The sequence below is a fragment of the Nocardia wallacei genome, from assembly GCF_029868745.1.
In the GTDB taxonomy this organism is placed as follows: domain Bacteria; phylum Actinomycetota; class Actinomycetes; order Mycobacteriales; family Mycobacteriaceae; genus Nocardia; species Nocardia wallacei_B.
In genome coordinates this window covers 1-15,747 of the sequence record NZ_JARWOP010000284.1, presented here as the reverse complement: position 1 = coordinate 15,747, position 15,747 = coordinate 1, and the positions used below count along the sequence as shown (strand labels likewise).

Below are 15,747 nucleotides of genomic sequence, written 5' to 3'. Positions count from 1 at the left end.
TTGGTCGACGCCCTGTATGGCGGTGTGCTCCAACCCACCCGGGCGGCCGCGCAGCCACTCCACCCCACCTCCGCCGCGGCCGCCGACCGCCGGATCCCCCGGCGGCCGAAGGAGGCCTGATGGCCGGGCAGCGGGAGGCGTAGTGGATGACATCGGGGCACTGACCACGGAGACGCCCAACCCGCGTACCACGGGGCTCGACTCGATGCCCCCCGACACCCTGCTGCGCACCATGAACGCCGAGGACGCGCATGTGGCTTCCGCTGTGTCCCTGGCGATTCCGCAAGTCACCCGCGCCGTCGAGGTGGTCGTCGCGGCACGCGTGCACGGCGGGCGGCTGATCTACGCCGGTGCGGGCACCAGCGGGCGGCTCGGCGTGCTGGACGCGGCAGAATGCCCGCCCACCTTCGGCACCGATCCCGGTGAGGTGGTCGGCATCATCGCGGGCGGTCCGCGGGCGCTCACCGAGGCGGTGGAGGGCGCCGAGGACGACTTCGCCGCCGCCGGAAGCGATCTCGCGGCCATCGGCCTGGGCCAGGCCGATGTGGTGGTCGGACTCGCGGCCAGCGGCCGCACGCCCTACGCGATCGGCGCCCTGGACTACGCGCGGTCGATCGGATGCGCGACCGTCGCCGTATCCTGCAATCGCCCCGCCGAACTCAGCGGGCACGCCGACATCGCCATCGAAATAGACACCGGCCCCGAGGTTCTCACCGGCTCCACCCGGTTGAAGGCGGGCACCGCGCAGAAGATGGTGTGCAACATGCTCTCGACGGCGGTGATGGTCTACTCGGGCAAGGTGTACGGCAATCTGATGGTCGACATGCATCCGTCCAACCGCAAGCTGGTCGACCGAGCGCGGCGGATCGTCGCCGAGGCCACCGGCGTCGACCCGCGCGCCGCGGCCGCCCTGCTCGACGCGGCGGGCGGCCATGCCAAGACGGCCATCGTCATGCAACTGGCCGGGGTCGACGCCACCCGGGCGCGGCAGATGCTCTCGGCCACCGACGGTTTCGTGCGCCGGGCGGTGCGCGAACGCTGAGGAGGAGCTGGGCGGCCATTTTCCCGGCAGCGCGGTGCTGCACTGGGCCGCGGGCGCGGGCGGGCGCGGCGTGCTGTTCAGTGCCGACACCATCCAGGCGAATCCGGATCGCACGTCGGTGGCGTTCATGCGCAGCTACCCGAACCGGATCCCGCTGTCACCCGCGGTCGTCGACCGGGTCGCGCGGACGGCCGGGGAGTTCGAGTTCGATCGGCTCTACGACAACTTCGGCAAGACCCTCGACTGCGACGCCCGTGCGGCGATCCGCCGCTCGGCCGACCGCTATATCGCCTGGGTCCGCGGCGATTTCGACCATCTCACCTGACGCGGCGGTTGGGTGGCGTCACCGAGCGCCGCACCGCCGTTGGTGAGCGCGAACAAAACAACTGCGGCGTAATACTTTTGGCGTTCCCACCGGATTACCTTCTCCGTTCGACGGGTCATCGAGGCCCCGGATCCCCGCGATACGAGAAGTGAGCCGGAATGAGTACGCAGTCGTCGTGGCCCCAGGCAGCGCCCGACCCGAGGACCACTGTGCGCCGCAATCGGGTGACCGTGGTGCAGGTCCTGCTCGCCCTCGGAGCCCTCGCGGTGGTGGCCGCGGGCTGCTACGCGCTGGTCGCGGGCGCGTTCCCGGCGGAAACCACGACACCGGCCGTGGTGCCGCCCTCGCGGGTCATGTGGACCGGCGTGATGCCGCGGTAACCGTAGGAGGATTATGGAAACACTGACCCGCACACCGGCCGATCAGGCTCGACGGCTGGTCGGGCACCGCTACCGCCGCACCGACCACTACGAGGTGGGCCGCGAGAAGATTCGCGAATTCGCCCGCGCACTGCAGGACTCGCATCCGGCGCACCGCAGCGAATTGGCCGCCGCGGAACTGGGTTTCGACGCTGTGATCGCCCCGGCGACCTTCGCCACGCTGCCGTGGATGCGGGCGCAGGAGGAGGTCTTCAGCTCCCAGCTCTACGACTACGACCTCGCCCAGGTGTTGCAGTCCGATCAGCTGCTGGAGTTCGCCCGGCCCCTGGTGGCCGGTGACGTCCTCACCGCGGACGTGTACTTCCAGTCGTTCCGCCAGGTCCGCGATCTCGACCTGCTCACCACCAAGAACGTTCTCACCGACCGGCACGGCGTGCCGGTGCAGTCCGGGACCACCACCCTGGTGGCCCGCGCCGGCGGCGTCCGCTCCGAGCCGGCGGAGCTGGTGGACGGAATCATCATGACCGGCCTGGGTACCGCCGACCGGCAGGATCGGCACGCGGACGCCCTCGGCGCGCTGCTCCCGATCTCGGGCGACGCCATCGCGGTGACACCTCTCGGCCGTCGGCCGCGAACCGCCTGCACCGCAGGCGATCTCGCGCCCGGAGACCAATTGCCCACGCGCACGGCGCGATTGACGCGCGGCGACCTCGTCAACTTCGCGGGCGTGACCGGCGACGCCAACCCGATCCATTTCAGCGATGCGGTCGCCGCCGCCGCGGGACTGCCAGCGGTCGTCGCGCACGGCATGCTCACCATGGGGCTGGGCGCCGACTACCTGACCGACTGGCTGGGTGACCCAGCGGCCCTGACGAAGTACGGCGTGCGCTTCGCGGGCACGCTTCCCGTCGGCACCGAGGCACCCAGCTCGGTCGAATTCGGCGGCACGGTCACATCGGTCGATCACCGGCAGCGGACCGCGACGATCGGGCTCACCGCGATCGGCAACGGCCGCAAGCTGTTCAGCCGAGCGACCGCGGTGGTCGCGCTGCGCTGAACGAGGATCTACTCGTCGTCGTACCCGCCGTTGACCCGCTGCTTGGCGTTGCGGGCACGGCGGCGTTCGGCCCGCAGCTCGGCGAGTTCCTGCTCGAGCGTCTCGGCGATCCGGAACTGGCCGGTGTCGTAGACGCTCAGCGGGTCGCCGTCGTCCGCCGCGGCCGCCTTGGCCTCGGCGCTCTTCTTGACCTTGCTCACGCCGTTCGAGGGCGCGCCGTTGGCGCCGTTGACCTCGTCCTTGGCATCGTCGAGCCGCCAGCTCTTGGCGGTGGTGGCGCTGCTGGGCGTCTTCGCGGTCCAGATATCGGGCTCCTCGACCGGATCCAGCACATCGCCGGTCTGGGCGTTGCCCTCTGCCTTGGCCTCGGCGGCGCCCGGCAGGGCGGCCTGCGGCACCGGCGGGCGGGTGTCGGGCGCGGCCTGCCGGATGAAGCTCACGAAGGTGGGCAGCGTGCGGCGGATCTGCTCGGCCGGGTCGGGCAGCTCGCGCACCTGTTCGGTGGCGCGGACGATGGCCTGGCCGTAGCGGTGACTGGCGGCGTTGTGGATGAGTAGCGAGACGCCGATCATCACCGGGGCGACCGCGTGCACGCCCACCTCGTACCACTGGGCGGAGCGCAGGTACGGGTAGGTGTTGAGGACCACCGTCAGCGAGAGCAGTCCGAGTTCGGCCAGGGCGACCTGCCGGGCACTGTCCAAGATGCCCCACTCGGCGACCTTGTTGGTGCCGATCATGATGATGATCAGGCAGACGCTGATCATCCCTTCCAGCAGGTAGCTGAACCAGAACAGCGGGTCGGCCGCGCCGCCGGGCGCGATGTTGTGCTGCACGTTGACCGCCGACCACAGCATGCCGGCGCCCACCACGGCCGCCAGACCGCGCTGCGACCAGGCTCGGTGCCGGTACAGCGAGGCCAGCTTGGCGTGCGGGCTGGACTCGCGCCGCTGCGCGGCAATGGCCGTGCGGGCCATCAACAGATCTCGCATATCGGCCATCGCGATCGCCTCTGAGGTCTGCCGGGCGCGGTCGGATGCTGAGGCCGCCGCCTGGACGTTCTTCCAGCGCTGGTCGCGTTCCTGCTCGCGAATCTTCTCGGCGAGTTCGCGCTCGGCTTGGAGTTCGTCCTCCGAGAGCGCGTCGGTCAGCGCGGGGTCGAACTGGTACGCCAGCCGCCCGCGAGCCCTCTCGACACGCTTCGCCAGCTGCGCGACCTCGTCTCCTTGAGGGCGTTCGAGGGTCAACGCGACCACCGCCCGGTGACAAACGATGGCCGACAAGTGATCACGTGTGGGAACGGCACACGACATTAATAGTCGATCGACCGCCGTGAGCGAAACTGTAGATTTGCCGAAATCCAAGGTTCCTCGGCGTGCCGCGCGCGACACGCCGAGGACGGTTGACAGAGTGTCCTTGCAAAGCAGGACAATTCGTCGGTTTTGCGTCGAATGGCGGGGGACTTTATCAGGCAGCCGCCGCCGTGGTGAGCATTCGGCGCACGCCGTCGGGATCGGCGACGTCGACCACGAGCCGAGTGAAATCGCTTCCGGTCAAATCGATACGGACCGCGCGACCGTCGAACAGGGTATCCCAGAACTCCTTACGGCCCTTGCCGCGGAACGTTCCGGCGGCGATCACGCCGGGGAAGAAGGCGCCAGGGGTGCGGACCCACGGCGGGCGGCTGTCCACCAGCGCCGGCCCGACCGCGACAACGGCGGACAGCGGGAAGCTGAGCTGCTCGCGCAGGCCCAGGAAGCGGTGTGCGCCGCGGACATGGATCGTCACAGTGTTTCCCGTGACCTCGATGTCGACCATCGTGCACCTGCCTCTCACCGAGATGAACTGGTCATCTCCCAGCATGCGCACTGTGGCTGACGTGAGTCTGAGCCGTTCCTATGAGTTTCCTCAGATTCCGGGCGGCTCAGGTGATCGACGGCTCAGGAATACGCCGACGGGCGGCGCCAGGCCGTCACCGGCTGCAGGTAGCCGTTGCGGCTGAGCCACTGGACCGTCTCCGCGAGATCGTCTGCGGGAAGGCCGGAATCGCGCGCCAGCTCGTCGATGGTGCGCACACCGTCCGCCTCGCGGATCTCGTGCAGGACGTACAACTCGAATTCGGTGAGCTGGTGATGCGAGCTGAGCATGTAGGTCGCGCCGACGGCGAGCTGCCACGCGGTCACGCCCACGATGTAGCGATGCCGCTTCAGCCAGGCCAGTGTGTCCTCGACCTCGTAGGCGGGCTCGTCCAGCAGTCGTGCCAATTCTTCTGCGGTGCGGGCCGCTCGGCTTTCGGTCAGAACCTCGAGCGCATAGGCCTGGGCTGTGGTGAGTTCAGTCATTCCTCGATACCGGCGGGAGAGAGTCGTAACGTCTTAGCGACAGCAGACGATACATGTAATTCGGCCATTTCACCGCGCGAGGCTGTTTCCCACTGGTGACGGGAACTAGCGGGGGCGGTGCGGCCCCGGCTGTGCTACGCGGCGGCGGTGCCCGGAACACCGTCTTGCACAACGAAACCGGCTCGGGTGGTGATCGGGGCGCCCGGCTCCCGGATGTAGGGCACGACCCGAAACTCGCTGCGCCACAGCCCATGGTCCAGGTCGACCCGCACGTAGCCGCGCTGTCCGTTGAAGAACTTCAGGTCGGGGTTGGCGTCCAGCAGCAGGCGGCCGCGGTCGGGCAGGTCCGCGCCGTCGCCGCCGGTGGTGATCGAGGTGCCGGTGAATTCGGTGGCCACCACCGGTGATTCGGCGCGGGCGTAGTCGCGGCGCAGATCGGCGGCGTAGTTCTCGTGCCGGTCGCCGGTGATCACGACGACGTTGCGGACGCCGCGGTCGGCCGCCGCGCCCAGCACGGTGTTGCGGTCGGCGACGTATCCGTCCCACGAGTCGGTGCCCACCGCGGTGGCCGGGCCCGCGTCGTAGTCGGACTGGGCCATGGCCACCTGATTGCCGATGACCTGCCAGCGGGCGGGTGAGGAGGCGAGGCCGTCGAGCAGCCAGTCCCGTTGCCGCGCACCGAGTATCGTGCGGTCGGGGGCGAACCGCTCGTCGCAGTCGGTGACCAGGCTGCCGTCGCCGCAGGCCTGCCGGGTCCGGTACTGCCGGGTGTCGAGCATGGTGATCTCGGCGAGGTCGCCGAACCGGTAGCGGCGATGCAGACGCATGGCCGGACCGGACGGCAGCTGCGCGAGCCGCAGCGGCTGATGCTCGTACATCGCCTGGAACGCGGCGGCCCGGCGCCGCCGGAACAGAGCGGGAACGCGGTAGATGTCGATGCCCAGTCCGGGCGAGTCACCGGCCCAGTTGTTGTCGACCTCGTGATCGTCCATGGTGACCAGCCAGGGGAACGCCGCGTGGGCGGCCTGCAACGGGCGTTCGGTCTTGTTCTGCGCGTAGCGCAGCCGGTAGCCCGCCAGGTCGACGGCCTCGGTCCAGAACTGCCGGTCCATCGACGTCCCGGCCCGGCCCAGCATCCAGGCCCGCTCGTAGATGTAGTCGCCCAGGTGCACCACCAGGTCCAGGTCCTCGGCGCTCATGTGCTCGTAGGCGGTGAAGTGGCCCGAACTCCAGGACTGGCAGGAGGCGAACGCGAATCGCCACCGCGCGGTGGGGCTGCCGGACGCCGGCGCGGTGCGGGTCCGGCCGACCGGTGAGACGGCCGCGCCCGCCCGGAAACGGTAGAAGTACCAGCGGTCCGGCGCCAGACCACGCACCTCCGGATGCACGCTGTGCGCGAACTCCCGCGTCGCGACCGCCGACCCACGGGCCACCACCCGCCGAAACAGCTCGTCGTCGGCCACCTCGTAATCCACGGTCACCGGCGCCAGCGCCATCCCACCCAATCCATCCGGCGCAAGGGGATCGGGCGCCAGCCGAGTCCACAACACCACCCCATCCGGCGTCGGATCCCCCGACGCCACCCCCAGCGTGAACGGATCATCCCCTACCCTGCGCGGCGCCGCGAACCGCGCACTCCCCGCCGCCGACACCCCCACCACCAACGCCCCCGCCCCAGCACCCCCGAACCTCAACAACTCCCGACGCGACAGCACCATAAATCACCCTAACCCGCCCGAAGACCAGCCCTCCGATTCGCGCCGACCAACCCACCCGCCCTCCGGAACACCTCAACGCACAGCTGCCACGGCATCCCCGCACCACGGCGGAGCACCCCTCGACGCACCCGCTGCCGGGCACTCGCCACGCGTCATCCCGGCACGCTTTTGGCCGGGATCCATCTGCGAGATCCCCGCCAAAAGCACGCGGGGATGACGGCAGGTACATGCGGGGATGACCGCGGGTACATGCAGAGATCACGGCGGGCACATGCAGAGATCACGGCGGGTAGAGGCACGAGACACGAGGCGCGAGGCGCGAGGCGCGAGGTGTGCGTTGTACGGCCTGGGCGATTCCGCTTCGGGGTGGTTGTGCTTGCTCCGAAGGTGGTGGGGGGCAGGTGTTCTCGTGGTGCGGGTGGGGTGGGTGGAATTTCCGCCGGTAGGGTCGATCTGGTGAGGAAGTGGTTGCGTCGTAAGTCCGGCCCGGTCAGCCGCTTCGATCGGGCCGTCAGCGCGGCGGTGGCGATGCTGCCCGTGTCGGCCGCGGACCGTGGGATGCTGCGGTTGACCAGGTCTGCGGACAACGGGGTGTTGTGGCTGGTTATCGCGGGGGTGCTGGCTACTCGCAAGGGTGCGAGCCGGCGGGCCGCGCTGCGCGGCGTGGTCGCGCTGGGGGGCGCCACGCTCAGTGCCAACACGTTCAAGACGGTCGTGGGGCGGCATCGTCCGGCGCCCGAGCTGCTGCCGCTGGACCGGCGACTGGTCCGGCGGCCGATCTCCTCCTCATTCCCCTCGGGGCACAGTGCCTCGGCCGCCGCGTTCGCCACCGCCGTCGCGATGGAGAGTCCGCGCAGCGCGCGCGTGGTGGCGCCGCTGGCCGCGACGGTCGCGTATTCGCGGATCCACACCGGTGTGCACTGGTCCTCCGATGTGCTGGTCGGCGCGGCGATCGGCAGCGGCATCGCGCTGGCCACCCGGCGCTGGTGGCCGGTGCGGCACTCGGACGAGGCGCAGGCCCGGCCGGTCCGCGAGGCCCCCGTCCTCGTCGACGGCAAAGGCCTTGTGGTGGTGGTGAATCCGGCATCGGGCACGCCCGGCTACGACCCCACCGACGACGTCGCCCGCGCCCTCCCCATGGCCACCGTGCTGCGCACCGAGCCCGGCGTGGACTGCGTCGCGCAGATCGAACGGGTGATCGCGGAACGCGACGACCGGCCCGCCGCGGTGGGCGTCGCGGGCGGTGACGGCACGGTCGCCGCGATCGCGACGGTGGCGCTGCGGCACGGACTGCCGCTGGTGGTCATCCCCACCGGCACCCTGAACCACTTCGCCCGCGACGCCGGCGTGTACGACCTGCGCGAGGTCGTGGACGCCACCGGCGCCGGGGAGGCCGTGTCGGTCGACGTGGCGAGCGTCGAATACAGCGACACCGGCGAGTCCCACACCCAGTACTGGATCAACACCGCCAGCCTCGGCGCCTACTCCGACCTGGTCCGGCTGCGCGAGAAGTGGCAGGAGCGCTGGGGCAAGTGGCCCGCCTTCGCGGCGGCGCTGGTGGTCACGCTGCGCCGCGCGGAACCGATCCGGGTCGAGTTGAACGGCCGCCGCCGCGACGTGTGGTTCGTGTTCGTGGGCAACGGTTCCTACGATCCGCCCGGCGCGGTCCCGGCATTCCGTTCCCGGCTGGATTCCGGCCTGCTCGATGTGCGCTGGCTGCGCGCCGACGTGAGGTTCTCCCGAACCCGCGCCGCGGGAGCGCTGCTGCTGGCCGCCATCGGGCACAGCAAGGTCTACGGCGAGCAGATGGTGGCCGCGCTGACCGTGCGCCTCCCGCAATCGCAGGCGCTGGCCACCGACGGCGAGGTGGTCGGGGAGGCGACCCGGTTGCATTTCAGCGTGCCGGGGCAGATCGCGGTCTATCGCCGGGACGAGAACAATCCGCAGTGGGAGGACCGCCCCCGCCCGCACCATCGGCAATAGCGGTTCCCGCCGATTCCCCAGCGGCCCAGGGTGATAATCGATGCCCGTGACGAATCACGGTGTGCCATAACAAGATCACCCTCGCCCGCGCGATCGGAGTGCCGCTGTGTCTGCCACCACTCGTACGGCCGTCCTCGCGCCCGGCGGGCTTCCCGGTCTGGGACATGCGTGGAAACTGCGCACCGATCCGCTCGGCCTGTTCGCGTCGCTGCGCGCGCACGGCGACATCGTGCAGATCAGGATCGGCCCGCAGCGGGTGTTCGTGGTCACCTCCACCGAGCTCACGCACGAATTGTTCGCCGCCAAGTACCGCTCGTTCGACAAGGGCGTGGCGGTCGAGAACTTCCGCGACGTGTTCGGCTACGGGCTGCTGAGCTCCGAGGGCGAGCAGCACCGGCGGCATCGGCTACTGCTGCAGCCCGCGTTCCATCGTGACCGGCTCGCCGACTATCTCGCGATCATGCACGAGCGGATCAGCGAGAGGATCGACGGCTGGCGCGACGGTCGGATACTGGACGCGCGCGTCGAGATGTCGGCGATCACGCTGGCCGTGGTCGCCAAGGCGCTGATCTCCGCACGGGTCGGCGACGAATTGGCGGCGGAGGTGCAGTTGCGCCTGCCCCGCCTGCTCGACCTGTCCTATCGCCGCGCGGTCAACCCGCTGCCGATCCTCGACAAGCTGCCGCTGCCGCGCAATCGCGAATACGCGGCGCTCGTCGCCCGGCTGCACCCGCTGATCGACAAGGTCATCGCCGACTATCACCGCGGCGACACCCGCCACCCGGACCTGCTGAGCATGATGCTGGACGCGCGCGACGCCGACGGCGCGCTGCCCGACGGGCGGATCCACGACCAGATCATGACGATCCTGCTGGCCGGCTCGGAAACCACGGCGACCGCCCTGTCGTGGACGTTCCTGCTGCTGAGTGCGCATCCGGAGGTCGAGGCGCGGGTCATCGCGGAGATCGATGCGGTGCTGGGCGGCCGGGCCGTCACCTTCCCGGACCTGGCCCGGCTCACCTACACAACTCAGGTGGTGGAGGAATCGCTGCGGCACAGCCCGCCGATCTGGCTGATCACCCGCCGCGCGATCGAAGATGTGCGCCTCGGCGACCGCGCCGTACGGAGTAAGGCCTTCCGGCCTACGCGGACACAAATCGAACTGGCAGGGCGAGAATTGCCGCGCCGGGTGGGTTTGTGACCGCGTAGGCCGTCGACGCCACGCCGCCCGCATTTACGACATGGGCAGCGGGCCCCTACCCGTGCGCCTGAGCTCTGTGCAGGGCCCGGAGTTCGTCGGCGCGCGGATCTGCTACCTCATAGGACTCGGGGGCGTCGAAGATGCGGACGGTACGGGTGGCGGGGTCGAAGCGGGACCAGCCGGGGTCACCGTGGGTAGCGAAGCGGACCCAGGATCGGTGGACTTCGTCGGCCAGGTGCTGGGGTGGGTTGGGGCCGGTCAGAGTGTGGGCCTGGGCTATCTGGTCGAAGACGAACGGGACTTCCATGACGTGGGCGGCGCCGAGGTCGGGGATGCTCGAGCGCCAGGCGAACTCGTACACGTAGGCCGGATTGCCCGCCATCGCAGTGCATTCCGCGATGCGCGTGACGTCGTCCCGGAATACCAGATCGGTGATGACCGCGGCGAACACGTCGGCGGCGGAGGCACCCGGCCGGTTGGCGGCGTAGCGCTCGGCCACGGCGGCGTCGAGTCCGTAACGGCCCAGGACGAACGGCAGGGTGTCGTCGGTGATCCCGGCGGCGATACCGGTCGGGAAGGTGAAGAAACGGAACTCCTCGGCGGTCCAGCCGGTGATCAGCGGAACGGTGCGATCCGGCTGCGCGGCAATGACATCCGTCGGACGAGCCGGGATCAGCTCACCGTCGATCACCGGGAAGAAGCTCAGGATGCCGAGCCCGTTGCGGATGATCGAGGCGCCCCACCGGGCTGGGTTCGGATCGGTCATCAGCTCCAGCGCGATCGAATCCTGTGCCCTGCGTAGCTGTTCCGGCTCCAGCGCACCGAATTCCGCTGTCGTGGGCTCGATCCCGAGTACGGTCGCCAGATTCTCCGCGACCTTGCGCGCGTCGTCCGCCTCCGCGACCGCGGATCCGTTGGCGCTCTGCGCGATCGCGCGCCGGAACAGGCCGCGTGCCTGCGGCGAGGCGATCAGGTTCACTACGCTCATGCCGCCCGCCGATTCCCCGAAGACGGTGACGTTCCCGGGATCGCCACCGAAGGCCGCGACATTCTCCTGCACCCACTGCAGCGCGAAGATCTGATCGCGCAGCCCGCGGTTCAGCGGAGCGCCCGGCACGGCCGCGAAACCGGAGATCCCGAGCCGGTAGTTGACCGACACCACCACCACACCGTCGCGGGCGAACGCGCTGCCGTCGTAGATCGCGCGCGCGTTCGACCCGCGCACGAACGCGCCGCCGTGAATCCACACCAGCACCGGCAGCCCGGCACCGCCACTGTCCGGCGTCCACACGTTGACGTTCAGATACTCGTCACCGGGAATGCCGTCGCTGCCGATCAGCGCGTGAATCGGCGCCGGATACGGCGACTGCACGCACGTGGGGCCGTACTCGACGGCATCGCGCACCCCCGGCCACTCCCGTACCGGCCGCGGCACGTCGAACCGGGCCGGGCCGACCGGCGCGGCCGCATACGGGATGCCGAGGAAGCTGCTGATCCCGTCCTCGGTGCGGCCCCGAACCTTGCCTCCGGTGACGGACACAATCGTTTCCATATGGACTCCTTCGTCGGCTCGATTCTCCCGTATGGACCGCCATACGACAGCCGATCCTGCCCGAACCGCAGGAGCCCCGCCGGGCATTCGCCCGGACTCCGCTCAGCCGCCCACCAGCACCGGGAGTTCGGCCAACCCACGGATGAGCGCGCCGTGATGCCACTGCGGAGTGAACGGCTCCGCCACATCGAGATTGGGGAAACGGCGGAGCAGCTGCGTGAACGCCACCTCCGCCTCCAGGCGGGCCAGCGGCGCACCGACACAGAAGTGGATGCCGTGGCCGAATGCCAAGTGGCCGGCGGCATCTCCGGTGATGTCGAGCTGTGCGGGATCGGCGTAGCGGGCCGGATCGTGGTTGGCGGCGGCCAGCGCCACATAGACCAGTTCGCCCGCGTCGATGCGCACACCGCCGATCTCCACCGGCTCCTCGGTATAGCGCACCGTCGCCCAGCCGACCGGGCCGTCGTACCGCAGGAATTCCTCCACCGCCGCGGGGATACCGGCCGGGTCCGCGCGCAGCGCGTCGAACTGAGATCGGTTGCGCAGCAAGCCGTATGTGCCGTTGCCGATCAGGTTCACCGTCGTCTCGTGGCCGGCGACCAGCAGCAGGAACGCCATCGCCACCAGTTCGGACTCGGACAGCTGGTCGCCGTCGTCGCGCACGTGTACCAGGCCCGACAGCAGATCGTCGCCCGGTTCGCGGCGCTTGTCGGCGATCAGCGCCCGGAGGTACTCCGACATCGCCACCGACGCGACATTGCGTTCCTCGACGCCGCCCACCGAACCGACCAGCACCCGGGACCAGGACTGGAAATCGCCGCGGTCGTCGTACGGTACGCCGAGCAGTTCGCAGATCACCACGACCGGTAGCGGATTCGCGAAGGCCGCCAGCAGATCGACCCGGTCGTGGCGGGCCATGTCATCGAGCAGACCCGCGGTGATCTCCTCGATGCGCGGGCGCAGCGCCGCCACCCGGCGCGGCGTGAACGCCTTCGTGACCAGTTTGCGCAACCGGGTGTGGTCGGGCGGATCGCTGTTGAGCATGTGCGAGCCCAGCGCCTCGGTATCGGCGTTCACGACCACCGACGACCGCCGTTGCCGCCGGAATATCTCGTACATGCCGGTGACGTTCTTGCGCAGCCGCGAATCGGTGAGCGCCGCCCGGCCCTCGGCGTAGGAAATGATCACCCACCCGGTGAGACCGTCGGAAAACCGCACGCGGTGGATCGGCCCGCGTGGGCGCCAGCGGGTGTAATAGCGGTGCGGGTCCTCGTGAAAATCATCCCCCACCTCTTCGATCCGGTTCGATACCCCGGTTTCGGCCATGATCGTCCTCGCTGTCTCCCACACGCTCGGTACGGCCGCAACGCTACCGAAATCCTTGCGGATCCGCCGCTTTCGCAGCTCGGGACCGGTGCGCCGGCGACCGGGCGACCTCGCGGGTTCCGGACCTCTCGGGACGGATTCCGCCCGATCCCTCGACGGCAGCCGAACCGGAGATCAAACTGGCCATGTGGCAGGAGAATTCGTGCCGATCCCCGACTGGCAGTCCGAGCAGAACCAGGACTGCGGGATCGCGATCGCCGACATCGACGGCGACGGCGCCGCGGACGTCGTGGTGCTGCGGGTGGACGACCCCGACGGCCAGAATGCCGGGCTCTACCGGGTGGGCTCCGGCGTGCAGCCCGACGGATCCGTAAAGAGCTGGGGGCCTTGGCTTTCCGTGCCCGAATGGTGGGGCTGGCAGAATCAGGGCGCCGGTATCGCGCTCGCCGACCTGAGCGGGAACGGGCAGCAGGATCTCGTGGTCTTCCTGGTCGACAATCCGCCCGGTCAGAACCAGGGCTATTTCCGCATCGGCCGCGACCTCGCGCCCGACGGCACCGTCACCGGCGGCTGGACGCCGTGGCAACAGGTGCCCGACTGGTACGGCTGGGAGAACCAGGGCGCCGACATCTGCCTGACCACCTTCGACGACCGTCCCGCGCTGGTGCTGCTCACCGTCGACGATCCGGCGGGCCGCAACTCCGGGCAGTTCCGGCTCGCCGTAGGTCTCACCGCCGACGGCGCGGTCGCCGAGTGGACGCCGTGGGTGCCGGTGCCGGACTGGCAGGGCGCGGAGAACCAGGGCGCCGCCGTCACCGCCGCCGATCTCGACGGCGACGGGCGGCCCGAGCTGATCGTGTTCACCGTCGACCACACGCCGCAGGGCAACACCGGGCTGTACACCATCGGCTGGGGCCTCGACGGCGCCGGGCACTGTGTCGACGGGTGGAGCCGCTGGTCCGCGGTGCCCGACTGGCGATTCACCGAAAACCAGGGCGCCGCAGTCGGTCTGCTCGCGACAGCGGGCGCCCCGGAGCTGGTCGTCGCCACCGTCGACCATCCGCAGGGCGGGAACGCCGGGTATCTGCGCGTGGTGGCGCTGGAGACCGATCTGGACCACGCCGCCCACGAAGGGCTCTGGCGCATATTGGATTTCGGTACGGAGATCAACCCCGTGCACGCGGCGCTGCTGCACACCGGCGATGTGTTGTTCTTCGCCGGTTCCGGCAACGATCCGGACCGGCTGGACGCGCACGAATTCCGCACTCGCGTCTGGCATTACCCGAATCCTGGGTTGGACGCGCCGGATACGCCCATCGACATGTTCTGCGCGGGCCATACCCTGCTGCCGGACGGACGGCTGCTCGCGGTGGGCGGCACCGGACGCTACGATCCGTTCTACGGGCTGACCGACGCCCTCGTCTTCGACCCCCAGGCGCTGGTCTGGAACCGGTTGCCGGACATGGCCTTCGGTCGCTGGTACCCGACGCTGGCGAAGCTCCCCGACGGCAACGTGGTGACAACCTCGGGGCTGGGCACCGACAACTTCCTGTCCCAGGTACCCGAACTGTTCGACACCGCGACCCAGACCTGGTCACCGCTCCCGGTGCCCGGACCGATCCCGATGTACGGCCACTTGGTCCTGCTGGCCGACGGGCGGCTGTTCTACACCGGCGGCCAGATGGGCGGCAACAACGGTATGCGCCCGTCGATCTGGGACCCGGCCACCGGCGCGGTCACCGTGGTGCCCGGACTGACCGATCCCGAGGCCCGCAACCAGTCCAGCAGCGTCCTGCTCCCGCCCGCCCAGCGGCAGCGGGTGATGATTCTCGGCGGCGGTGGCTACGACATGCATTCGGCCGCAGCGGTTCTGGACGACACCCGGATCGTCGACTTCAGCGCGCCCGAACCGGCGTACGAACCCGGACCCCCGATGCATCATCCGCGGATGCACCTGAGCGCGGTGCTGCTGCCGGACCGAACCGTCCTGGTCGCGGGCGGTTCGGCGATGGAGGAGATGGCCGATATGGCCCCGGCACACGCGGAACTCCTCGATCCCGACACCGGCGCCTGGCTGCACACCGCGCCGGAACGCGTACCGCGCCTTTACCATTCGGTCGCCGTGCTCACGCCGGACGGCAAGGTGATCACCGCGGGCTCCAATCCGCAGCGCAAGACCGAGGAGCTGCGCATCGAGATGTTCTGGCCGCCATACCTTTTCCGAGGCGACCGGCCGGAACTCCAATTGTCTTCCAACACAGCGGGTTACGGCTCGATGCTCACCGCCACCACGTCCGCCGAGTTGCGCGACGCCTGTCTGGTGCATCCCACCTCCTGCACCCACTCCACCAACAACGACCAGCGGCTGATCGACCTGCCCGTCACGGTCAGCGGCCCCGGGGAGGTCTCGCTGGCCATGCCGTCGGCGGCCGCGCTGGCACCGCCCGGCTGGTACCTGGTCTTCGTCGTGGACACCGCGGGCGTCCCGTCGCCCGGGCGCTGGGTGCATTTGTCGTAGCCGCCGCGCGGCGTGGCGTTGTAGGGTGACGGCGTGAATTCTCCGGAGGCGTCCAGAAGGTAGCCGCCCGGCCTGTGTGCCGGGCGGCGTGGTGAGTGCTTTCACCGGTCGTGTGACCGATGTTTCGGCAGCTCGCGACGCCGGACGACGTCGTTCTCGCCGGCGGGTGTCATCCCGCTTCGGCGATCATCTCGGGTGGCGCCAAGGGCGGCCCCCGGTGTCCGGAGAGTGGTGCGGTGATGGCCATTGTGGTGTTGGTGGTGGGGGTGGCGGGTTTAGCGCAGGGGCCATAGGGGTTGATGGTGT

General features: G+C 69.7%; 13 protein-coding genes. 7 read left to right on the top strand and 6 right to left on the bottom strand.

Annotated elements, in window-relative coordinates:
• The first annotated feature begins 142 nt into the window (after nucleotides 1-142).
• The 4 genes from murQ to QH470_RS25780 all read left to right on the top strand — a co-directional run bounded on the left by murQ (nucleotide 143) and on the right by QH470_RS25780 (nucleotide 2,804).
• Nucleotides 143-1,042: an N-acetylmuramic acid 6-phosphate etherase gene (gene murQ, locus QH470_RS25795; protein ID WP_342213836.1), complete on the top strand. Its 900-nt coding sequence runs from the start codon at nucleotides 143-145 to the stop codon at nucleotides 1,040-1,042.
• 34 nt (nucleotides 1,043-1,076) lie between these two features.
• Nucleotides 1,077-1,367, top strand: coding sequence for a hypothetical protein (locus QH470_RS25790; RefSeq protein WP_280274932.1), 291 nt, complete (start codon nucleotides 1,077-1,079; stop codon nucleotides 1,365-1,367).
• A 158-nt stretch (nucleotides 1,368-1,525) separates the two neighbouring features.
• On the top strand, nucleotides 1,526-1,747 hold the full coding sequence (locus QH470_RS25785) for a hypothetical protein (protein ID WP_280274931.1): 222 nt from the start codon (nucleotides 1,526-1,528) through the stop codon (nucleotides 1,745-1,747).
• 13 nt (nucleotides 1,748-1,760) lie between these two features.
• Nucleotides 1,761-2,804, top strand: a complete 1,044-nt coding sequence (locus tag QH470_RS25780; protein ID WP_280274930.1) for a fused (3R)-hydroxyacyl-ACP dehydratase subunits HadA/HadB — start codon at nucleotides 1,761-1,763, stop codon at nucleotides 2,802-2,804.
• 8 nt (nucleotides 2,805-2,812) lie between these two features.
• On the opposite strand, the gene QH470_RS25775 is transcribed toward QH470_RS25780, so the two are convergent.
• The 4 genes from QH470_RS25775 to QH470_RS25760 form a co-directional block, all read right to left on the bottom strand.
• Nucleotides 2,813-4,057 (bottom strand): hypothetical protein, encoded by a 1,245-nt coding sequence (locus tag QH470_RS25775; RefSeq protein ID WP_425302781.1) that lies wholly within the window; start codon nucleotides 4,055-4,057, stop codon nucleotides 2,813-2,815.
• 211 nt (nucleotides 4,058-4,268) lie between these two features.
• Nucleotides 4,269-4,619, bottom strand: coding sequence for a hypothetical protein (locus QH470_RS25770; RefSeq protein WP_280274928.1), 351 nt, complete (start codon nucleotides 4,617-4,619; stop codon nucleotides 4,269-4,271).
• 122 nt (nucleotides 4,620-4,741) lie between these two features.
• Nucleotides 4,742-5,143, bottom strand: a complete 402-nt coding sequence (locus tag QH470_RS25765) for a hypothetical protein (protein ID WP_187687389.1) — start codon at nucleotides 5,141-5,143, stop codon at nucleotides 4,742-4,744.
• A 134-nt stretch (nucleotides 5,144-5,277) separates the two neighbouring features.
• Nucleotides 5,278-6,861: an alkaline phosphatase D family protein gene (locus tag QH470_RS25760; protein WP_280274927.1), complete on the bottom strand. Its 1,584-nt coding sequence runs from the start codon at nucleotides 6,859-6,861 to the stop codon at nucleotides 5,278-5,280.
• A gap of 456 nt (nucleotides 6,862-7,317) precedes the next feature.
• Here QH470_RS25760 and QH470_RS25755 point away from each other — a divergent pair, with 456 nt between their 5' ends.
• Together QH470_RS25755 and QH470_RS25750 are read left to right on the top strand one after the other, a co-directional pair.
• Nucleotides 7,318-8,844, top strand: coding sequence for a bifunctional phosphatase PAP2/diacylglycerol kinase family protein (locus QH470_RS25755; RefSeq protein ID WP_280274926.1), 1,527 nt, complete (start codon nucleotides 7,318-7,320; stop codon nucleotides 8,842-8,844).
• 106 nt (nucleotides 8,845-8,950) lie between these two features.
• Nucleotides 8,951-10,045, top strand: coding sequence for a cytochrome P450 (locus tag QH470_RS25750; RefSeq protein ID WP_280274925.1), 1,095 nt, complete (start codon nucleotides 8,951-8,953; stop codon nucleotides 10,043-10,045).
• Between the two features lie 55 nt (nucleotides 10,046-10,100).
• On the opposite strand, the gene QH470_RS25745 is transcribed toward QH470_RS25750, so the two are convergent.
• Both QH470_RS25745 and QH470_RS25740 read right to left on the bottom strand, forming a co-directional pair.
• Nucleotides 10,101-11,597, bottom strand: a complete 1,497-nt coding sequence (locus QH470_RS25745; RefSeq protein ID WP_280274924.1) for a carboxylesterase/lipase family protein — start codon at nucleotides 11,595-11,597, stop codon at nucleotides 10,101-10,103.
• A gap of 102 nt (nucleotides 11,598-11,699) precedes the next feature.
• Nucleotides 11,700-12,923, bottom strand: a complete 1,224-nt coding sequence (locus QH470_RS25740; protein ID WP_280274923.1) for a cytochrome P450 family protein — start codon at nucleotides 12,921-12,923, stop codon at nucleotides 11,700-11,702.
• A gap of 187 nt (nucleotides 12,924-13,110) precedes the next feature.
• Here QH470_RS25740 and QH470_RS25735 point away from each other — a divergent pair, with 187 nt between their 5' ends.
• Entirely contained in the window at nucleotides 13,111-15,441 is a 2,331-nt protein-coding gene (locus tag QH470_RS25735; protein WP_280274922.1) for a galactose oxidase-like domain-containing protein, read from the top strand.
• Nucleotides 15,442-15,747 lie beyond the last annotated feature (306 nt).